Here is a 19,962-nt window from a genome sequence, read left to right on the forward strand (position 1 = left end):
GCACCGGTCCTCAGGGTTCGTAGACGGTCACCTCGTCGGCCGGCACGTCGATCCGGACCGCCTCGCCCGCGGTGAGGTCGAGCACGGCGGCGGTGGAGACGGTGACGTCGGCGACGAGTTCTCCGGCTCTGACCCGGACGAGGCCGTCCCGGGGTTCGAGCGACGTCACGTCGCGCACCGGCCCGCCACCGTCGCGCGTCGGGCGCGCGGCCGTCGGGTGGTAGACCGCCAGCGCGGGACGGCCGGGAGGCACGGTGTGTGTTCCCGACGCCAGCTCGCCGCCGGCGTCGAGGGCGATCCCACCCCGCGTGGCGGTCCCGCGCACGAGCGTCAGCCCCGAGAACGCGGCCGCGAACGCGCTCGTCGGGCGGCCGAGGACCTCCGTGGTCGTGCCGGTCTCGACGACGCGACCGGCCTCCAGGACGACGACGCGGTCGGCGAGCGCCACGGCCTCGAGCGGGTCGTGCGTCACCAGGAGCGTCGGACGGCCGGTGCGTGCCGTGCGGAGGGCGGCGCGGACCTCGGCGCGGGCGTCGACGTCGAGGGCCGAGGTCGGTTCGTCGAGGAGCAGGAGCGCCGGCTCGGTGGCGAGTGCCCGCGCGATGGCGACACGCTGGGCCTGGCCGCCGGAGAGCGTCCCCGGGGCCCGGTGGCCCAGACCGGCCACGCCGACCGCGGCGAGCGCGCTGGCGGAGCGGAGCCGTGCCTCCCGGCCGCCGGAACCGGTGGCGCGAGGTCCGAAGGCGACGTTGCGGGCGGCGGAGAGGTGCGGGAAGAGGTCGGGGCGCTGCGCGACCAGGCCGACCCCGCGGCGGTGCGCCGGGACGCGGGTGAGGTCGCGGTCACCGAGCCGGACCTCGCCGAACCGGACGCGCAGGAGGCCGGCGAGGGCCTCGACGACCGTCGACTTGCCGGCGCCGTTCGGGCCGACCAGTGCGACGCACGCGCCGGGACCGATGTCGAGGCGGACGTCCACACCGCGCTCCGGGACCACGACGTGTGCGTACAGGCCGCCGGTCACGCGAGGACCGCCCGGTTCCGGACGGTGGCGGCACCGATCACGACGAGTGCCACGGCCACGAGCACGAGGGCGAGCGCGACGGCAGTGTCCGGGTCGATCTCGCGCTGCAGGTAGATCTCGAGCGGCAGGGTCCGGGTGACGCCCTGCAGGCTGCCCGCGAAGGTCAGGGTCGCGCCGAACTCGCCGAGGGCCCGGGCGAAGCAGAGGACGAGTCCGGACAGGATGCCCGGCAGCACCCGCGGCGTGGTGACCGTGAGGAACGTGCGGGTGGGGCCGGATCCGAGCGTCGCGGCGACGCGTTCGAACCGGTCACCGCCGACCCGGAGCGCCCCTTCGATCGAGGTCACCAGGAACGGCATCGCGACGAAGGTCTGCGCGATCACCACGGCGGTGGTGGTGAAGGCGATGCGGAGACCGTGGTCGTCCAGGAACGCCCCGACGACGCCGAGCCGGCCGAACGCGGCGAGCAGTGCCAGACCACCGACGACGGGCGGCAGGACGAGCGGCAGCAGGACGAGTGCGCGGGCGACGCCCACCCACCGGGACGACGAGCGCGCGAACAGGACGGCGAGCGGGTAGCCGAGCACGAAGGCGGTGCCGGTCGCGGCCGCCGCCGTCCCCAGGCTCAGGCCGAGCGCACTGAGCGACGCCGGCGACGTGACGAGCGCCCCGAACGAGCCCCAGTCGACGCGCCCGACCATCGCGAGCACGGGCACGACGACGAACAGGCCGCCGAGCACCGCCGGGACCGGGAGCCACCACGGGACCGGAGCCCGGCCACGGGTCACGGTGCCCCGAAGCCCGCGTCGGCGAGCACCTTCCGGCCGGCGTCCGAGCGCACGTACTGCATGAAGGCCGTCGCGAGGTCGGGGTTCGCAGCGTCCTTGAGCACGCCGATCGGGTACGTGTTGACGGCCTTCGACGACGCGTCGAACGGCACGCCGTCGACCTTGCCGTCGGCGCCCCGCACGTCCGTGACGTAGACGAGCCCGGCGTCCGCCTGCCCCGACTCGACCTTGCCGAGGACGTCGGTCACCGACTGCTCCTCGCTCACGGGCCGGAGGTCGACGCCGGTGGCCTGCTCGACCTTCGCGGTGGCGGCGCCGCACGGCACCGGCGCCGCACAGGTCACCAGCTGGATGCCCGAACCGGTCAGGTCGTCGAGGTCGGTGATCCGCTTCGGGTTGCCCGGCGCGACCGCGATCTCGAGGACGTTGGTGGCGAAGTCCTCCGGCGACCCGGGCGCGATGTCCGTCTTCACGAGCTTGTCCATGTTGGCCTCGTCCGCCGAGGCGAACACGTCCGCCGGTGCACCGTTCCGGATCTGCGTGACGAGGTCGCTCGAGCCGGCGAACGAGAACGCGATCGAGGTGCCGGGGTGGGCGTCCTCGTACTGCTTGCCGAGGGTCGTGAAGGTCTGCTGCAGGGACGCGGCGGCGAAGACCGTGATCTTCCCGGTGGGGCCGGAGGTCGCGGTGCTGCTGGCGGTCGTGTCCGCTGTCCCGGTCCCGCCGGCCGCGCAGCCGGCCAGGCCGAACGCGGCGAGTGCGGTTGCGGCGATCAGCATCGTGGCGTTCCGCTTGTGCGTCGTCATCTCCCGATCGTATCCGCATCTGCGGAAAGTGGGAGGCCCTCTCGCTGCCAGGCCGCGATGCCGCCGTCGAGCACGGTCGCCGGACGGCCGGCGGCCCGGGCGGTCCGCGCCCATGCCGTCGCCCGGACCCCGCTGGCGCAGACGACCACGACCGGTGCGGTCGGGTCGGTCAGGTCCTCGGGCCGCAGGCTGCCCGGGACGGTGCCGGTGGCGAGCTCGGCGGGTGTCCGGACGTCGACCAGGAGCGTGTCCCCTAGCCGTGCGGCGAGGGCGGCCGGGGCGATCCGGGGCGGGGCGTCCTCGAGCACGGTGGTCGGCCGTCGTGACCCGGGTCCGCGTCGGAGCGGGCTCTCCGTCCACCGCCACCGACGCGCGTCCACCGTCAGCACCCGACCGAGCAGCGGGTCCCCCAACCCGGCGACGAGGGCCGTGACCTGGGCGGCCATCACGGACCCGACCGCTCCGCACAACGCCGGCAGCACGCCGTCGAGCGCGCACGAACCCTCGTCGGGCAGCGCCTCCGGGTGCAGGTCGTGGAAGTCGATCGGTTCCGGGCCGCCGTCGTGGAAGACCGAGACCTGGCCGTCGTACCCGAGCACGGTGCCCCAGACGAAGGGGATCCCCGCCTCGGCGCAGGCGTCGGAGACCGCCCGGGTGACCTGGACGCTGTCGGCCGCATCGACCACGACGTCGTGCCCGGCGACCTGCTCCGGCCGGAACGCCCCGGCGATCGCGACGACGGTGAGATCGGCGTCGACACCGCGCACCCGTTCCGCGGCGCACTCGGCCTTCGACCGGCCGATGTCCGCCGCGGCGAACAGGGTCTGACGCGCGAGGTTCGACGTGTCGACGACGTCGTGGTCGACGACGGTGATCCGCCCGAGCCCGAGCCCGGCGAGGTACGTGAGCACCGGGGCACCGAGCCCACCGGCACCGACGACCAGGACGCTGGCGTCGGCGAGCAGCTGCACGGCGCGCTCCCCCGCACCGTCGAGGGCGGCGGTGCGGGAGGTCAGTCGTCGTCGCGCCCCGCTCGTCACGGTGCGGGCTCCGCGGGGACCTCGACCGAGACCATGGTCGCCTTCACCGACGCGACCGCCACCGTCCCGACCTCGAGCCCGAGGTCGCGCACCGCCTCGGCGCTCATCAGGGACACCACCCGGTGCGGGCCGCTCTGCAGCTCCACCTGCGCCATCACCCCGTCGACCGTGAGCGCGGTCACGATCCCCACGAACCGGTTCCGGGCGGAGCTCCTCGCGCCCGAGGGGTCGTCGAGCTGCTCGCCACGACCCCGGATGTGGTCGGCGAGTTCCTTCCCGTCCACCACCGTCCGGCCCGCGGCATCGGTCGACCGGGTGAACGTGCCACCGTCGACCATCCGTCGGACCGTGTCGTCACTGACGCCGAGGTACCGCGCGGCGTCGCGGATGCGGAGCTTCGTCATGGTGTTCGCACCATACCGGTGTGGGGAACTCTCAGTGTCGGGCGTGCCGGTACCGGGTCACCGTCCAGCCGCTCCGGATAGCGTCCTGATCGTGACTGCACCCCGGACCGGTACCATCAGCGTCCCCCGTACGACGGGGCTCGCACCGGTCCGCACCGGCGCCCGCAGCCTGGCCCGGAGCGTCGGCGTCGCCGTGGTCCGGACGCCGGAGCTGACGATCGGCGCCCTGGGCGTCCTCGTCGCCGCGGCCTTCGCCTGGGTGCCGTCGCTCTGGTACGACGAAGCCGCCACCGTCACGAGCGCGCAGCGCACCTGGCCGCAGCTCTGGGCCGAACTGCACAGCGTCGACGCGGTGCACGGCCTCTACTACGCCCTCATGCACGTGTGGTTCTGGCTCGTCGGCTACACGCCCTTCACGTTGCGCTTCCCGAGCGCCCTCGCCGTCGGTGTGGCCGCCGGACTGCTCGTCGCGCTCGGTCGTCGACTCGGCGGGCGTCGGCTCGGCATCACCGCCGGGCTCGTCTTCCTCGCGCTCCCCCGGGTGCAGTGGGCCGGATCCGAGGGCCGCCCCTACGCCACCATCACGACCCTGGCGGTGTGCCTGACGCTCGTCGGCCTCACCGCGGTCCGCCGGACCCGTACCGGCCGCAGCCTGCACTGGTGGGTGGCGTACGGCGCCCTCGCGCTCGTGTCGGTGACCTTCAACGTGTACCTGTCGCTCGCGGTCGTCGCCCACGCCGTGACCCTGCTGTGGACGGTGCTCGTGCAGCGGGCCGCACTCCGTCGTGCGGTCGTGTCCCGCACCGCCGGGCGCCCGGCTCCCGCGCTCGTCGGCCGGGGGACGCTGCTCCGCTGGGCCGTCGCCGCCGGGATCGCCGCGGTGGTCGTCTCCCCCGTCGTCCTCGAGATCGCCTCGCAGTCGAAGCAGGTGGCCTGGATCGCCGGCATCGGGCAGCGCACCTTCGCCCAGGTGTTCGCCACGGCGTGGTTCGGCGGCGTCGACGTGTACGCCGCCGGCGCCTGGGCCCTCATGCTCGTCGGCGTCGGCGGAGCCCTCGTCGCGGCGCACCGCCGGTCCGCCACCGTCCGGTCCCTGTTCCGCGCACAGGCCGTCCGGGTCGCCGTGCCGCTCGTCGTGATCCCGACCGCCACCCTCGTCCTGGCGACCGCGATGGGCGCGCACCTGTACTCCCCGAAGTACGCGACCCTGAGCCTGCCGTTCGTCGCGCTGCTCATCGCGCTCGCACTGACCACGGTCCGACCGAAGGCGCTGCTGGCCGCCGCGGTGGCCGCCGTGCTCGTGCTCTCGGTGCCGACCGCAGTGGCCGTGAAGCAGCCCCAGGCGAAGCAGGACTCCACCTGGGCCCGCGCCGCGTCGATCATCGCCGCGGAGCGCAGCAGCAACCGGGTCGACGCGGACGAGGGTGTCGTCTTCGGCAGCGTCTACGGACACCCGGGCACGACCGCCGACATCATCCGGATCTCCTACCCGGACGCCTTCACCGGGATGACCGACCTGGGCGTGCGGAAGAACGGCGCCGAGAGCGGCGTGCTCTGGAACCAGACCGGCGACCTGGCAACGACGATCCCGAGCCGGCTCGGCGACATCGACACCGTGTGGTTCGTCGGCGGCACGGTCAAGGCGCGGGACATCGGTCCGGAGACGGCCACGGTCCTGGCGGAGCACGGCTTCACCGCCGTGCAGCACTGGAAGACCGGCCGCGTCGTCATCACGGAGTACGTCCGCCGCTAGTGCAGCACGCGGGCGCCGTGCACCGGGCCCGCAGCACGCACCGCGACCATGCCCGCGGCGCTGAGCTCGACCTGCACCTCGAGCGCGGTGTCCCGATCCGCGACGAGGAACGCCACCGTCGGCCCGCTGCCCGACACCAGCCCGGCGAGCGCACCCGCCTTCTCCCCGATCTCGAGCGTCGACGCGAGTCTCGGCTGCAGGCGCATCGCCGGCGCCTGCAGGTCGTTGTGCAGGCAGTCGGCGAGCAGGTCCGGGTCGCCCGCGCGCAGGGCCTGCAGCACGTTGGCCTCGACCACCGGGGTCGTCGGTGCCGGGGCGATGTCGGCGCGGTACCGCTCCCGGTGCTCGTCGAGCGCGCGGTACACCGCCGGGGTGGAGAGCCCGTCGTCGCTCAGCGCGAGGACCCAGTGGAACTCCCCCTTCGCCAGCGCCGGGCTGAGTTCGTCGCCACGGCCGGTCCCCACCGCGGTGCCACCGGCGAACGCGAAGGGCACGTCCGCGCCGAGCTGCGCTGCGAGTCGGAGGAGTTCCTCGCGCCCGAGCGCCGTGCCCCAGAGGGTGTCCACCGCCAGGAGCGTCGCGGCGGCGTCGGCCGACCCGCCGCCCATCCCACCGGCGACCGGCACCTGCTTGTCGATGGTGAGCCGGACACCGCCGCGGTAGCCGGCGGCGTCCGCGACCAGACGCGCGGCGCGGATGGCGAGGTTCGACTCGTCCACCGGCACACCGGTCGTGTCGATCGGCCCGGTGAACGTCACCGAGAAGTCGTCGGCCGCCTCGGCGGAGACGTCCTCGTACAGCGAGACCGCCTGGTACGCCGTCGCCACGTCGTGGTAGCCGTCGTCCTGCAGCGCCCCGACGGACAGGAACACGTTGATCTTGCCGGGGGCGCGCGTCCGGACGCGGGTCGGTGCGGCCAGCGTGGTCATGCCCCCAACCTATCCCGACGCGGCCTGGAGGCGCGGCGCAGCCCCGTCAGGCCCCGCCCCTCACGCGTCCGTCGCGTTCGACGGCACGCACGTTCCGACCCATGGCGGCCGCGATGGGAAGCAGGATCGCGCGTACCAGGTCGAATGGTTCGACCTGGTACGCGCGATTCCGCCCACCACGCGCGGATCCGCTCACGCGGCGTCGACGCCCCCGGCTGCCGCGAACCCCCGGGCGAGGTCGGCGAGGATGTCGTCGACGTGCTCCAGACCGATGGACAGGCGGATCAGTCCGTCACCGACCCCCGAGGCCGCCCGCTCCGCCGAGGTCATCTGCACGTGCGTCGTCGACGCCGGGTGCACGACCAGGGAGCGCACGTCGCCGATGTTCGAGACGTGGTCGAACAGCTCCAGCGCCGCCACGAACCGGCGGCCCGCCTGGACGCCGCCGTCGAGGTCGAACGCCAGCACGGCGGACGGTCCGGCGGGCACGTAGCGCTGCTGCAGGTGGTGCCACGGCGACGACGACAGCCCCGCGTAGTGCACGCCGAGCACCTGGTCGTGCGCGTCGAGCCAGGACGCCACCGCGGCGGCGTTCGACACGTGCCGCTCCATCCGCAGGGAGAGCGTCTGGATGCCCTGCAGCACGAGGAACGCCGTGAACGGTGCGATCGCGGGTCCGAGGTCGGCGGAGAGCTTCGAGCGGGTGCGCTGGATGAACGCCCGCCGCCCGAACTTCTCCGCGAAGTTCGTGTTCGCGAACCCGGACTGCTCGGTCGAGGCCAGCTGCGGGTACTTCTCGGGATGCGCCGCCCAGTCGAAGTTCCCGCTGTCCACGACGAGCCCCGCGATGGCGCTGCCGTGCCCGGCGAGGTACTTCGTCGCGGAGTGCACGACGATGTCCGCCCCGTGCTCGATCGGGCGGACGAGGTACGGCGTCGCGATGGTGTTGTCGACGATGAGCGGCACACCGGCCGTGTGCGCGACGTCGGCCACCCCGGCGAAGTCGAGCACGTCGCCGCGCGGGTTCGGGATGCTCTCGCCGAAGAACGCCTTCGTCTCCGGACGGACCGCCGCCGCCCACTCGTCGAGGTCGGTGGGGTCCTGCACGAACGTGAACGCGATGCCGAGGTCGCGCAGGGTCGAGGCGAACAGCGTGTACGTCGCGCCGTACAGGGACGCACTCGACACGACATGGTCACCGGCCCGGGCGACACCGAGCACGGCCAGGGTGGTCGCCGCCTGCCCGGACGCGAGGGCGAGCGCGCCGACCCCGCCCTCGAGGTCGGCGATCCGACGCTCGAGCGCCGCCGCCGACGGGTTGTTCACCCGCGTGTACGTGTGCCCCGGGGCGTTCAGCATGAACCGGTCGGCCGCGTCCTCGCCCGACGGGTACACGAACGCCGCGCTCTGGGCGATCGGAGGGACGTTGGCTCCCCAGCCCGGGTCGGCCTTGAAGCCGGCGCGGATCTGCCGGGTCTCGAACGCCCAGTCGTCCTCGACCGAGCCCATCAGGCGCCCGCTCCGGAGGGCACCGACACCGAGGGGCGCACGAGCGGGATGACCTGCTCGCCGAACCGCTCCATCTCCTCCATCTGCGGCGAGAACTGCAGCAGCAGGGTGTCGACGCCGGCGTCTTCGAACTCGCGGATGCGCGAAGCCACCTGCTCCGGTGTCCCGACGAACCCGGGCCGCAGCCCACGGTTCGACACCGAGTAGTCCTCGAGCGAGGGCACGTGCTCGAGCTGCGACTTCGAGATGAAGTCCTGGTACGACTCGTACGCCTGCCCGTGCTGCACGTCGGTGATGCGCGCCAGCTCGGCCTGCGCCTCGGCCTCGGTCTCGCGGACGATGACGTACGCCGCCATCCCGAACGCCTCGAACGGCGGCAGACCGGCGTCCTCGCGGCGACGACGCATCTCGGCGATCTTGGTCCGGAGCTCCTCGACCGTGCCGCCGTGGGTCACGTACGCGTCGGCGTAGCCCGTGATCGCGGCCTTGCCGGCCTCGCTCTCCCCGCCGGCGTAGATGCGCGGCGTGACGCGGGGCTTCGGCTCCAGGTGGCTGTTCTCGACGTCGTAGTACTCGCCGTGGAACGAGTACGGCGTCTCCCGCCACAGTCCCCGCATGACCTCGACGAACTCCGCCGTGCGCTTGTAGCGGTCGTCGTGCTCGGAGAAGATGCCGCCGTACTGCTTGGCCTCCTCGGCCCACCAGGCGCTCACCACGTTGAAGGTGAAGCGTCCGCCGGAGATGTCGTCGATGGTGGCCGCCTGCTTCGCGGTCACCGCGGGCAGGTGGTAGCCGGGGCGCATCGCCGCCATGATCTCGAGGCGCTCGGTCGTCGCCGCGATGGCCGCGGCCAGCGACCACGCCTCGAGGGACGGCGCCGCCGTGCCCTTGATGTCGTTGAGGTTCAGCTCCGGCACGAGCGTCAGGTCGAAGCCGATGCGCTCGGCGCGCTGCGCCAACCGCTTCACGTAGTCGAAGGTGACCGGCATGTGCTCGTTCTCGACGTTGCGCAGCCAGCCGCCGAAGAGCGGGGTCCAGTATCCGAATCGCACGGTGGGTTCCTTGGGGAGGTGGGGAGGGACGGCCTGGAGGCGCGGTGCGGGCCCGCCCCGCGCCTCCAGGCCGGTGGATCTTGCGTTCTCAGGCCGTCAGCTGCGCCGCGTACTGCGTCTCCAGCAGGCCGCCGAGGTACCGCGCGATCGAGCGCGGGCCGGAGGCCGGCGCGGACTCCTCGACGGCGGGGTTGTAGTTCGTGTTCGTGTTGATGTCGTAGACGACCGTGCGGCCGTCCGTGGTCTCCATGAACTCGACGCCCGCGATCGTGATGCGCTGGTCGGCGAGGAAGGTGCGGAGCTGCTGGACGAGCGGGTGCTCGGCCGTGACCTCGGTGCGGACGCTGAACGCGGCGGGTACGCCGGCCGGAGCGTCGGCGCCGGGGACGTCGCACACGGCGCCGGCGATGACCTGCGGCACCTCGCACGCGTCGGCCGGGCACAGCTCGAAGCTGCCGGCACTGGTGTCCACGCGGACCGCGTAGACGAACTCGCCGCCGACGAACTCGACGCGCGTGATGAACGGTTCGCGTGCCGTCAGGTACTCCTGCAGCAGCGTGATGCCGTCGACCGGCGCCTCGAACTCCGGGCTGTCGACGTACGCGTCGAACTCGGCGAGCGAGTCGAAGCGGCGGACGCCGAGGCCCTTGCCGCCCTGGTTGTGCTTCGTGATGAACGGCACGTCCTGGCCGCCCGTGAAGTCGTGCGCCGCCTGCTCGATCGTGGTGGTGCCGAAGACGGCGGTGGTGCGCGGCACGTCGAACCCGGCATCCCGCAGCAGACCGTGCTGCGCGACCTTCGACACCTCGAGCTCGAGGACGTGGCTGCCGCCGACGACCTGGCGTCCGGCTCGCTCGAGCCAGCCGAGGACCGCGCGGGTGTACTCCTTGCTGTGCTCGTGCCCGCGGGTGTGGCTGCTCGCCGACATCCGGCTCCAGTACACGCCGGGTGCGGGATCGGCACCGAGGTCGATCTGGCCCTCGGTGAGGAGGATCTCCTCGACGGGGACCCCCTCGGCCTCGAAGGCAGCGGCGAGCGGCGGGAACCACTCGGGGTTCTCGTGGATGACGTACACGCGCGGAGTGCTCACGTCGCCACCATAGGCAGGTCGGGCTGGGCGGGGCCAGGTGTGTGACGTGCTGTTGCTCGAGACGGCCGTCAGCGGCTGAAGGTCTGCTGGCCGACGACGCCGAGCAGCTCGAGCTTCTGGGCGTCGTCGGTGCCGGCCGGAGCGGTGAACAGCAGCAGCGCCTGGGTCTGACTGGTCGTGTGCAGCACCTGGCAGTCGACGGTGATGCGACCGAGTTCCGGGTGCACGAACGTCTTGTGGTCCTCCCACCGGCTCGCCACCTCGTGCAGCGACCACAGGGCTCGAAACTCCGCGCTGTTCGCCTCGAGGTCCGCGACGAGCGCCGATGCCCGGGTGTCGTTCGGCCCGGCGGCACCGACCGCGGCACGCAGCGACGCCACCTGCGCACGCGCCAGCCGGTCGTGCTGCTCCGGCGCGTACTTCGCGCGCTCGTCCTCCGTCATGAACCACCGCCACGGCTGGTACCGCTCGTTGCCGGGCAGCCCGGTCGTGGAGCCGAGGAGGGCCGCGCCCAGGCGGTTCTCGACGAGGGTCTCGCCGAGGTCGTTCACCACGATCGCCGGGGTGTCCTCGAGCCGGTCCAGCACCCGGAGGATCGCCGGGTCGACGTGGTCCGAGCGGTGCACCCGTGCGGGGGCGTTCTGCCCGGCCAGGCGGAACAGGTGGTCCCGTTCGTCGAGACTGCAGCGCAGGGCCCGGGCGATCGCGGCCAGCATCTGCTCGGACGGCTGCGGGCCGCGCTGCTGCTCGAGCCGCGTGTAGTAGTCGGCCGACATGCCCGCCAGCGCGGCGACCTCCTCGCGTCGGAGGCCCGGCGTCCGTCGGCGCTGCCCTGCCCCGAGCCCGACGTCCTCGGGGCGCAGCAGCGCTCGGCGACGGCGGAGGAAGTCGGCGAGCCCGGGGCGGTCCATGCCCCCAGTGTGCTGCGTGCCGTCGGACGCTGCCAGGGATCGGCGGTCCCCCGATGACGGCGCTCTGGTTCGCTGCCGGTGGACCGGCGGATCGTGGAGGCCATGGACATCACGAACGCCACCGTCTTCATCCCCGGCGCGACCTCCGGCATCGGCCTCGGACTCGCCCAGCGCCTGCGGGCCGCGGGCAGCACCGTCGTCATCGGCGGCCGCCGCCGCGCCCTGCTCGACTCGCTCCACGACGAGCACGGCTTCGGCATCGTCGAGCTCGACGTCACCGACCCGGCCTCCATCACCGCCGCCGCAGCAGCGGTCACCTCGGCGTACCCCGCGCTGGACGCGGTCATCACGATGTCGGGCATCATGCGCGCCGAGGACCTCCGCTCGTCGGAACACCTCGGCGACGCGGTCGCCACCGTCGAGACGAACCTGCTCGGCACGATCCGCCTCGTCGACGCGTTCCTGCCGCACCTGCTCGGCCGCCCGGCCTCGACGATCATCACCGTGTCGTCCGGACTCGCGTACACGCCGCTCGCCGCGACCCCGACCTACAGCGCCACGAAGGCCGCGGTGCACTCCTGGACGCAGTCGCTCCGGCAGCAGCTGACCGGGTCGCCGGTGTCGGTCCTCGAGCTCGTGCCGCCGGCGGTGGCCACGGACCTGATGGGCGAGGGCGTCGACTTCGGTGGGATGCCGCTGTCCGCCTTCCTCGACGAGGTGGTGTCGCTACTCGAGGCCGGGGCCGCGCCGGAGATCCTCGTGCAGAACGTCCTGCCGCTGCGCTGGTCCGAACGGGACGGCACGCAGCAGCAGCTCATCGAGGCGCTGGCGTCGCGCGGACACTGAGGACCGTCCGACGGGTCGCTCAGCCGGCGGGGTCGGGGCCCTCGGCCTCGCCGCGGGCCTCCCGTCGGCGGACCCAACCGTCGACGAGACGGTTGACGGTCTTCCACGCCGGCCAGGCGAGTGCTCCGACGACGGCGCTGTCGACCGGACGACCGACCGCGCGGATCACCACGTAGGCCAAGGTCATCGCGAGGCCGGTCGTCAGGAGGCCGATCCGACCCGTCGAGGTGTCCGAGTCGTCGTCCAAGCGCCGGAAGGTGAGCCCCCAGGCGATGCAGAGCACCCCGGCTGCGACCGCGACCCACGCGACGTCGTCGGACGGGTCCCGCAGGAGCGCGGCCACCGCGACGACACCGATCGCGATCCCGGCCACCAGGAAGACCAGCACGATGACGAGCGAGTGACGGTTGCTGGGGGCGGACACCCGCAGGAGCCTACGGGCTCCCGAACGGCCACGCGCGTCCCCGTTCGGGCGGTGGGAGGATGGGTGAGATGAACGACCGACTCGCCACCGTGCAGCGCATCGTCGCCGAAGCCGGCATCGACGCCACCGCGCGTGAACTGCCCGACTCGACCCACAGCGCCGCACAGGCGGCCGCCGCACTCGGGACCGAACCGGGAGCGATCGCCAGCAGCCTGCTGTTCCTGGCCGACGGGGAGCCGCTGCTGGCGATGACCTCGGGCCGCCACCGCGTGGACACGGACCTGCTGGCCGGGCAGGTCGGCGCCACCGAACTCCGGATGGCCACGGCGAAGCAGGTGCGCGAGGTCACCGGACAACCGATCGGCGGCGTCTCCCCCGTCGGCCACCCGGCCCCGATCCGCACCGTGGTCGACGAGGCGCTCCGTGAGCACGCCGTCGTGTGGTCCGCGGCGGGCACGGCGAACAGCGTGCTGCCGCTCACCTTCGAGCAGCTGCTCAGCCTGACGGGCGGCACCGTCGTCCGGGTCGCAGAGGACTGATGGCCGCGCGGACGCGGGTCCGGCTCGGACGTCGCGAGGACCTCGGAGCCGACTGCGCGAACTGCTTCGGCCTGTGCTGCGTCGCGCTCGCGTTCGCGAAGTCGGCGGACTTCCCGTTCGACAAGGACGCCGGCGACCCGTGCACGAACCTCGACGAGGCCGACGGCTGCCGGATCCACCCGCACCTCCGTGCGCGTGGGTTCTCCGGCTGCACGGTGTTCGACTGCTCGGGAGCGGGACAGAAGGTCTCCCAGCACTCCTTCGCCGGGCGGTCCTGGCGCGACGACGCCGAGACGCAGCGGTCCATGTTCGCCGCCTTCCCGATCGTTCGACGACTCCACGACCTGCTGCGGTACCTCGACGAGGCGATCACGCTCGTCCGACCGCACAGCGACGACGACCGCTGGGCCACGGCGTTCGACCGGGTGCGCTCGCTGAGCGACGGCTCGCCCGACGAACTCGCCGTCCTCGACGTCGACGCCGAGTACGACCGCGCCCGGCCGTTCCTGCTCGAGGCGAGCGAGATCGCCCGGAGCGCCGGTCCGACGGGTGCGGATCTCCGACGCGTCGGCGCGGCGTCGGACCTCGTCGGCGCCGACCTCCGCGGCGCCGACCTCCGCGGCGCGACCCTGCGCGGGCGCCTGGCGATCGCCGCCGACCTCCGCGGTGCGCGGCTCGAGCGCTGCGTCCTGCTCGGCGTGGACCTGCGCGACGCCGACCTGCGCGGGACGGACCTCCGGGGCGCCGTCTACGTCACGCAGATGCAGGTGAACAGCGCACGGGGCGACGCCGGCACGGTGCTGCCGGACGGCTTCCAGCGACCGGGTCACTGGACGACGACGGTCACTCCGTCGCGGCGAGGACCGTCCGACCGAGCCGCACGAAGTCGTCGGCGCTGAGCGCTTCGCCCCGAGCGGTCGGATCGACACCGGCGGCGGCCAGGAGCTCCGACGCCCGGGCGCTGCTGCCGAGGACACCGGACAGACTCTGCCGGAGCATCTTCCGACGCTGCTGGAACGCGCCGTCGACCAGCGCGAACACCTGCGCACGGAGCGTCTCGTCGCCCGGGGGTTCGTGCCGGTCGAACCCGACGAGCACACTGTCGACGTTCGGCACCGGCCAGAAGACCTGACGGCTGACCTGCCCGGCGATCGACCACGACCCGTACCAGGCGGCCTTGACGCTCGGTGACCCGTAGACCTTGCTGCCCGGTTCCGCTGCGATCCGGTAGCCGACCTCGGCCTGCACCATCACGAGCGCCCGCTCGATCGTCGGGAAGGTCGCGAGCAGGTGCAGGAGCACGGGGACGGACACGTTGTACGGCAGGTTGGCGACGACGTGCGTCGGCGCTTCCGGCAGGTCATCGGCCGCGACGGCGAGGGCGTCCTGGTGCACGACCCGCAGGCGGGCCGCGGGCTGCATGGTGGACACCGTCGCGGGCAGCTGGGCGGCCAGCCGGCCGTCGATCTCCACGGCGGTCACGGACGCGCCGGTCTCGGTCAGCCCGAGCGTCAACGATCCGAGCCCCGGGCCGATCTCGAGGACCTTCGAGTCCTCCGTCACACGGCCGGACGCCACGATGCGGCGCACGGTGTTGGCGTCGTGCACGAAGTTCTGCCCGAGCTTCTTCGTCGGGGTGACGTCGAGCTGTGCTGCGAGGTCCCGGATCTCCGCCGGGCCGAGGAGCGCCGCCACGGCTACTCGTCCACCGTGACGGGCTCGGCGTCCCACGCGCCGTACACGGCCTCGGTGTTGGAGGCGATCTGCGCCGCGAGCATCGAGGCATCGGTCCCGAGGGTCTCCGCCATCGACCGCAGGGTGAGCGGGATCAGGTACGGCGCGTTCGGGCGGCCGCGGAACGGCGTCGGCGTCAGGTACGGCGCGTCGGTCTCGACCATGATCAGGTGCCGCGGGGCGACGTGCAGGGCGTCCCGGAGCTGCTGGGCGTTCTTGAAGGTCACCGTGCCGGCGAAGGACATGTACCAGCCACGCTCCGCACACAGACGAGCGAGGTCGGGCCCACCGGAGAAGCAGTGGAAGACGGTGCGCTCCGGAGCCCCGACGCGCTCGAGGACCTCGACCACGGCGTCGTGCGCGTCGCGGTCGTGGATCGTCAGCGCGAGGTCGTGCTCCTTGGCGATGCGGATGTGCTCCTCGAACGAGCGCACCTGGGCGTCCCGGCCGTCGTCGCCGGTGCGGAAGAAGTCGAGTCCGGTCTCGCCGATCGCCCGCACGCGCGGAAGCGCCGCCAGCCGTTCGATGCCCGCGAGGTGTTCGTCGAGCACCCCGGCGGCGTCGAGGACGGGCGCCTCGTTCGGGTGCAGTGCCACCGCGGCGAGGACACGGGGCTCGCGAGCGGCGACGGTGGCCGACCACTCCGAGGTCGCCAGATCGGTGCCGACCTGCACGACACCACGGACACCGACGCTCGACGCCCGGTCGAGGTGCTCGCGGTAGTCGAGCGCGCCGTCGCCACCGTCGGCGATCTCGAGGTGGGTGTGGTTGTCGTAGACCGGCACCACGAGGGCCTCGGGCAACGGCGGGTAGGTCAGATCGCGCTTCGACCCGTCGCCGTCACCACGCGAGCGGAGGTGGGCGTCGGTCACGCTGCGCCCTGTTCGGCCTGTTCGATGCGCGGGAAGAGGCCCGACTCGAGCGGCACGACACGGTCCGCGCCCTGCCACTCCCACGCACGGTCCACACGCTGCTCGGCGATGGACCCGCCGGCACCGATCGCGGCCCAGAGCTTCTCGGTCGCCTTCGGCATGACCGGCGACAGGAGCACGGCGACCGTGCCGAGCCCGCGGAGCGCGGTGGCGAGCACGGTGCCGAGCCGCTCGCGCTGCGCGTCGTCCTTCGCGAGCGCCCACGGCTGCTGCTCGGTGATGTACCCGTTCAGCGCGTCGACGAGCTCCCAGACGGTCGCGATCGCCTCGTGCGGGGCGAAGGCGGTGATCGCCGCGTCGGCACGCTCGGTGACGGACACCGCGAGGGCGTCGACGGCTTCGTCCGACTCGGTGAGCGGACCGCGTGCGGGCACGGCACCGTCGAAGTACTTCTGCAGCATGGCGACCAGGCGCGAGGCCAGGTTCCCGAAGCCGTTCGCGAGCTCGGCCTGGTAGCGGGCGGAGATGTCCTCCCAGCTGAAGTTGCCGTCCTGCCCGAACGTGATGGCACGGAGGAAGTAGTAGCGGAAGGCGTCCGAGCCGAACGTGTCGGTGATCTCCGACGGCGCGATGCCGGTGAGCTTCGACTTCGACATCTTCTCGCCGCCGACGAGCAGCCACCCGTGACCGAACACGCGCTCCGGCACCGGCAGGCCCGCGGCCATGAGCATGGCCGGCCAGATCACCGCGTGGAACCGTGCGATGTCCTTGCCGACGATGTGCACGCTCGGCCAGAGGCGCCGGAACGCCTCGTCGTCGTCGCTGCCGTACCCGAGCGCGGTGACGTAGTTGAGAAGGGCGTCGAACCACACGTACAGGACGTGGTCGTGGTCCCAGGGGATCGTGATGCCCCAGTCGAAGCTCGACCGCGAGATCGACAGGTCGCGCAGGCCCTGCTTCACGAACGAGACGATCTCGTTCCGGACGCTCTCGGGCTGGATGAACAGCGGGTTCGACTCGTACAGGTCGAGCAGGCGCTGCTCGAAGTCCGACATCCGGAAGAAGTAGTTGCGCTCGCTGAGGACCTCGACCGGGATCGAGTGGATCGCACAGACCTGCTGTCCCTCGTACGCGCCGGTGCCGGGCACCAGGTCGCTCGGCTGCTTGTACTCCTCGCAGCCCACGCAGTAGAAGCCCTCGAACTCGCCGGCGTAGATGTAGCCGTCGTCGTGGAGCTTCTGGAGGAACGCCGTCACGCCACGCTCGTGGCGCTCGTCGGTCGTGCGGATGAAGTCGTCGTTCGCCACGTCGACCGTGTCGAGCAGGGGCTTCCAGGCATCGGTCACGAGCCGGTCCGCCCACTCCTGCGGCGTGACGTCGTTCGCGCTGGCGGTGCGCAGGATCTTCTGCCCGTGCTCGTCCGTGCCGGTCAGGAGCCAGGTGTCGTCCCCGCGCTGACGGTGCCAGCGCGCGAGGACGTCCGCGGCGACCTCGGTGTAGGCGTGCCCGATGTGGGGCACGTCGTTCACGTAGAAGATCGGCGTGGTGATGCTGAACGAGGAGCCGTCGGACATGCGCACCATCCTACGGGCGGGCGGGAGACGCATGACGCGCCCCGCGCGCAACCTGTGGACAACCGGACGGGAGGCACGTGGCGGCGCCGTCCCGCGCCTCCAGGCCGCCTGTCCGCGGGGTCACCGCGCGGCCAGCGCTCCTTCGTAGAGGTCGCGTTTCGAGAGCCCCGTCGCGTCCGCGACGGCCGCCGCCGCCTCCTTCATGCGGGAGCCGGCGGTGACCCGCTCGAGCACCAGTCGGACGCCGTCCTCGATGGTCGTGACGTCGAGCGCGCCGGTCGAGCCCTCGACGACGATGCAGATCTCGCCGCGCACCCCCTCGGCGGCCCAGGTCGCGAGCTCGGCGAGGGGACCGCGGCGGACCTCCTCGTGCAGCTTCGTCAGCTCGCGGCAGACCACCGCGCGCCGGTCGTCACCGAAGCCGGCGGCCATGTCCGACAGCGTGTCGGCGAGTCGGTGCGGCGACTCGAAGAAGACCATCGTCCGCTGCTCGCCGGACAGGGCGGAGAACAGCCGTCGACGCTCGCCGCCCTTGCGCGTCGGGAACCCCTCGAAGCTGAACCGGTCGGTCGGCAGCCCGGACACGGCGAGCGCCATCAGGACGGCGGACGGTCCGGGCAGGGCCGTGACGGTCACCCCGGCGGCGGCAGCGGCCTCGACGAGCGGGAACCCGGGGTCGCTGATCGCGGGCATGCCGGCGTCGGTGAGGACGACCACGTCCTCGTCCCGGGCGAGCTCGACGACCTCGGCCGCCTTCGCCCGCTCGTTGTGCTCGTGCAGGGCGATGAGCCGGGGGCGGTTCTCGATGCCGAGCGCGCGCATGAGGTGGATCGCGGTGCGGGTGTCCTCAGCGGCCACCACACTCGCGTTCGAGAGGGTCTCGACGAGCCTGCGGGAGGCGTCGCCGAGGTTGCCGATGGGCGTTGCTGCGAGGACGATCACGACACCATTGTGGTCGCAGCGCGGTCGTGGCGCCGATCCGTAGGATGCTCTCCGATGACGAGCGCGCTGACCGACGACCGCACCGTGCCCGACGAGCCGGTCGGTTCCCGTCTCGACGACTGGTGGGGGCGGGTGCTCTCGACGTCCCGACGCGTCGCCGTGTGGCGCTGGACCGGTCCGCTCGCGGTCACCCTGCTCGCCGCCGTGCTGCGGCTGGTCGACCTCGGGCACCCGCACTCGCTCGTGTTCGACGAGACCTACTACGTCAAGGACGGCTGGTCGATCGTGCACCTCGGGTACGAGGGCACCTGGCCGGGCAACCCGAACGACGACTCGCTGCCGACCACCGACGAGCGGTTCGTCTCCGGCGAGACCTCACTGTTCACCAGCGCCGCCGAGTTCATCGCCCACCCACCGCTCGGCAAGTACCTGATCGGCCTCGGCATGCTGCTGTTCGGGGCGGACAACTCGTTCGGGTGGCGGTTCACGGTCGCCGTGCTCGGCATCGCGACCGTGTTCCTCACCGCCGTGATCGCCCGGTCGCTGTTCCGGTCGACCGTCATCGGGACGCTCGCCGGCTTCCTGCTCGCCGTCGACGGCCAGGCCATCGTGATGTCCCGCGTCACGCTGCTCGACGGGATCCTGACGTTCTTCGTCGTGCTCGGGTTCGGTGCGCTGCTGCTCGACCGGAGGTGGACGTCGCGACGACTCGACGCCTGGGTCGCCCGACGCGCGGCAGCCGGGAAGGACACGCTCTGGGGACCGGTGCTCTGGTGGCGGCCCTGGCTGTTCGCGATGGGCCTGGCGCTCGGGCTCGCGACGGCGACGAAGTGGTCCGGGATGTACTTCCTGGCGTTCTTCGCGGTGTACTCGGTGCTGTCGGACATGATGTCGCGTCGCCGCGCCGGCATCGAGTTCTGGTCGTCCAGCGCCCTCCTGCAGCAGGCACCGGTGTCGTTCCTGCTCACCGTGCCGATCGCCGCTGTCACCTACGTTGCGTCCTGGACGGGCTGGTTCGTGTCGAAGGACGGCTGGGACCGCAACTGGATCGTCTCCGGCGGGCAGCGGTGGACCGGTGTGCTGTCCTGGGTGCCGGACAGCGTGCAGAACTGGTGGCACTACCAGTCCGAGATCTACGGCTTCAACATCGGGTTGCACACCCCGCACTCGTACCAGGCGAACCCGCTGCTCTGGCTCCTCATGCAGCGCCCGACCTCGATGTACTACGTCGGCACGAACGCCGGCCAGGACGGCTGCACCGCCACGCGCTGCGGGGAGGCGATCACCGGCATCGCGAACCCGTTCGTCTGGTACGCGGCGGTCATCGCGACCGTGGCGCTGCTCGTGCTCTGGATCATGCGACGGAGGTGGGAGTACGGCCTCGTCCTGATGGGCGTCGCAGCCGGGTACCTGCCGTGGTTGCTCTACGTGAACCGGACGGTGTTCCAGTTCTACACGATCGCGTTCGAGCCGTTCATGGTGATGGCGCTGGCGGCAGCCATCGGCCTGGTGCTCGGGTCACGGGACGATCCACGACCACGGCGGACCCGTGCGGTGGTGTGGGTCGGCGTGTACCTCGGCGTGGTGGTGCTCGCGTCGGCGTACTGGTACCCGATGTGGACCGGGCTGCAGATGCCGTGGGACTTCATCCGGTCCCACTACTGGCTGCCGAGCTGGTTGTAGCGCGGTCCGCGCGGTCCGCGCGGTCCGCGCGGTCCGCGCGGTCCG

20 protein-coding genes are annotated in these 19,962 nt (G+C 72.4%); 5 read left to right on the forward strand and 15 right to left on the reverse strand.

All coding sequences use genetic code 11. The annotated features are described in order from the left end of the window. Window positions 1-10 precede the first annotated feature (10 nt). From ACRQ4B_RS16540 to ACRQ4B_RS16560, 5 genes are read right to left on the reverse strand one after another with little or no spacing between them, the layout of a single operon-like run. The gene (locus ACRQ4B_RS16540; RefSeq protein WP_439692480.1) at window positions 11-1,021 is read right to left on the reverse strand and encodes an ABC transporter ATP-binding protein; all 1,011 of its coding nucleotides are present in this window, start codon (window positions 1,019-1,021) and stop codon (window positions 11-13) included. Beyond that, a complete protein-coding gene (locus tag ACRQ4B_RS16545; protein ID WP_439692481.1) occupies window positions 1,018-1,809 on the reverse strand; it encodes an ABC transporter permease in 792 nt (263 codons plus the stop codon). The genes ACRQ4B_RS16540 and ACRQ4B_RS16545 overlap by 4 nt, the downstream gene beginning before the upstream one ends. Further along, window positions 1,806-2,615, reverse strand: a complete 810-nt coding sequence (gene modA / locus ACRQ4B_RS16550; RefSeq protein ID WP_439692482.1) for a molybdate ABC transporter substrate-binding protein — start codon at window positions 2,613-2,615, stop codon at window positions 1,806-1,808. The genes ACRQ4B_RS16545 and modA overlap by 4 nt, the downstream gene beginning before the upstream one ends. Then, window positions 2,612-3,655, reverse strand: a complete 1,044-nt coding sequence (locus ACRQ4B_RS16555; RefSeq protein ID WP_439692483.1) for a ThiF family adenylyltransferase — start codon at window positions 3,653-3,655, stop codon at window positions 2,612-2,614. Before ACRQ4B_RS16555 ends, modA begins: the two co-directional genes overlap by 4 nt. Next, window positions 3,652-4,059 (reverse strand): TOBE domain-containing protein, encoded by a 408-nt coding sequence (locus tag ACRQ4B_RS16560; RefSeq protein ID WP_439692484.1) that lies wholly within the window; start codon window positions 4,057-4,059, stop codon window positions 3,652-3,654. The genes ACRQ4B_RS16555 and ACRQ4B_RS16560 overlap by 4 nt, the downstream gene beginning before the upstream one ends. Before the next feature lie 91 nt (window positions 4,060-4,150). Here ACRQ4B_RS16560 and ACRQ4B_RS16565 point away from each other — a divergent pair, with 91 nt between their 5' ends. After that, the gene (locus tag ACRQ4B_RS16565; RefSeq protein WP_439692485.1) at window positions 4,151-5,812 is read left to right on the forward strand and encodes a glycosyltransferase family 39 protein; all 1,662 of its coding nucleotides are present in this window, start codon (window positions 4,151-4,153) and stop codon (window positions 5,810-5,812) included. Here the strand turns inward: ACRQ4B_RS16565 and ACRQ4B_RS16570 are convergent. From ACRQ4B_RS16570 to ACRQ4B_RS16590, 5 genes are all read right to left on the reverse strand, one after another. After that, a complete protein-coding gene (locus ACRQ4B_RS16570) occupies window positions 5,809-6,741 on the reverse strand; it encodes a 4-(cytidine 5'-diphospho)-2-C-methyl-D-erythritol kinase (protein WP_439692486.1) in 933 nt (310 codons plus the stop codon). The genes ACRQ4B_RS16565 and ACRQ4B_RS16570 overlap by 4 nt on opposite strands. 192 nt (window positions 6,742-6,933) lie before the next feature. Beyond that, the gene (locus ACRQ4B_RS16575) at window positions 6,934-8,250 is read right to left on the reverse strand and encodes an O-acetylhomoserine aminocarboxypropyltransferase/cysteine synthase family protein (RefSeq protein WP_439692487.1); all 1,317 of its coding nucleotides are present in this window, start codon (window positions 8,248-8,250) and stop codon (window positions 6,934-6,936) included. Further along, window positions 8,250-9,302, reverse strand: a complete 1,053-nt coding sequence (locus ACRQ4B_RS16580) for an LLM class flavin-dependent oxidoreductase (protein ID WP_439692488.1) — start codon at window positions 9,300-9,302, stop codon at window positions 8,250-8,252. Before ACRQ4B_RS16580 ends, ACRQ4B_RS16575 begins: the two co-directional genes overlap by 1 nt. Before the next feature lie 88 nt (window positions 9,303-9,390). Then, window positions 9,391-10,392, reverse strand: coding sequence for an ATP-grasp domain-containing protein (locus ACRQ4B_RS16585; protein WP_439692489.1), 1,002 nt, complete (start codon window positions 10,390-10,392; stop codon window positions 9,391-9,393). Between the two features lie 68 nt (window positions 10,393-10,460). Then, the gene (locus ACRQ4B_RS16590) at window positions 10,461-11,303 is read right to left on the reverse strand and encodes a helix-turn-helix transcriptional regulator (protein WP_439692490.1); all 843 of its coding nucleotides are present in this window, start codon (window positions 11,301-11,303) and stop codon (window positions 10,461-10,463) included. Window positions 11,304-11,405: 102 nt separating this feature from the next. Between ACRQ4B_RS16590 and ACRQ4B_RS16595 the strand changes: the two genes are divergently transcribed. Next, window positions 11,406-12,149 (forward strand): SDR family oxidoreductase, encoded by a 744-nt coding sequence (locus ACRQ4B_RS16595; protein WP_439692491.1) that lies wholly within the window; start codon window positions 11,406-11,408, stop codon window positions 12,147-12,149. 19 nt (window positions 12,150-12,168) lie between these two features. On the opposite strand, the gene ACRQ4B_RS16600 is transcribed toward ACRQ4B_RS16595, so the two are convergent. Next, window positions 12,169-12,573: a hypothetical protein gene (locus ACRQ4B_RS16600; RefSeq protein WP_439692492.1), complete on the reverse strand. Its 405-nt coding sequence runs from the start codon at window positions 12,571-12,573 to the stop codon at window positions 12,169-12,171. A 68-nt stretch (window positions 12,574-12,641) separates the two neighbouring features. Here ACRQ4B_RS16600 and ACRQ4B_RS16605 point away from each other — a divergent pair, with 68 nt between their 5' ends. Further along, window positions 12,642-13,112, forward strand: coding sequence for a YbaK/EbsC family protein (locus ACRQ4B_RS16605; RefSeq protein ID WP_439692493.1), 471 nt, complete (start codon window positions 12,642-12,644; stop codon window positions 13,110-13,112). Further along, window positions 13,112-14,011 (forward strand): pentapeptide repeat-containing protein, encoded by a 900-nt coding sequence (locus ACRQ4B_RS16610; protein WP_439692494.1) that lies wholly within the window; start codon window positions 13,112-13,114, stop codon window positions 14,009-14,011. Before ACRQ4B_RS16605 ends, ACRQ4B_RS16610 begins: the two co-directional genes overlap by 1 nt. On the opposite strand, the gene rsmA is transcribed toward ACRQ4B_RS16610, so the two are convergent. The 4 genes from rsmA to rsmI all read right to left on the reverse strand — a co-directional run bounded on the left by rsmA (window position 13,956) and on the right by rsmI (window position 18,234). Next, window positions 13,956-14,807, reverse strand: coding sequence for a 16S rRNA (adenine(1518)-N(6)/adenine(1519)-N(6))-dimethyltransferase RsmA (gene rsmA / locus ACRQ4B_RS16615; RefSeq protein ID WP_439692495.1), 852 nt, complete (start codon window positions 14,805-14,807; stop codon window positions 13,956-13,958). The two genes, ACRQ4B_RS16610 and rsmA, sit on opposite strands and share 56 nt — an antisense overlap. A gap of 2 nt (window positions 14,808-14,809) precedes the next feature. After that, on the reverse strand, window positions 14,810-15,718 hold the full coding sequence (locus tag ACRQ4B_RS16620; protein WP_439692496.1) for a TatD family hydrolase: 909 nt from the start codon (window positions 15,716-15,718) through the stop codon (window positions 14,810-14,812). Next, window positions 15,715-17,292 carry a methionine--tRNA ligase gene (gene metG, locus ACRQ4B_RS16625; protein WP_439692497.1) on the reverse strand — a complete coding sequence of 526 codons (1,578 nt, stop codon included), beginning with the start codon at window positions 17,290-17,292 and terminating at the stop codon, window positions 15,715-15,717. Before metG ends, ACRQ4B_RS16620 begins: the two co-directional genes overlap by 4 nt. Window positions 17,293-17,412: 120 nt before the next feature. Beyond that, entirely contained in the window at window positions 17,413-18,234 is an 822-nt protein-coding gene (gene rsmI / locus ACRQ4B_RS16630) for a 16S rRNA (cytidine(1402)-2'-O)-methyltransferase (protein WP_439692498.1), read from the reverse strand. 54 nt (window positions 18,235-18,288) lie between these two features. Between rsmI and ACRQ4B_RS16635 the strand changes: the two genes are divergently transcribed. Continuing rightward, the gene (locus tag ACRQ4B_RS16635) at window positions 18,289-19,917 is read left to right on the forward strand and encodes a dolichyl-phosphate-mannose--protein mannosyltransferase (protein ID WP_439692499.1); all 1,629 of its coding nucleotides are present in this window, start codon (window positions 18,289-18,291) and stop codon (window positions 19,915-19,917) included. Window positions 19,918-19,962: the final 45 nt, after the last annotated feature.

The sequence above is a fragment of the Curtobacterium sp. SP.BCo genome (genome assembly GCF_051903265.1).
Taxonomy (GTDB): Bacteria; Actinomycetota; Actinomycetes; order Actinomycetales; family Microbacteriaceae; genus Curtobacterium.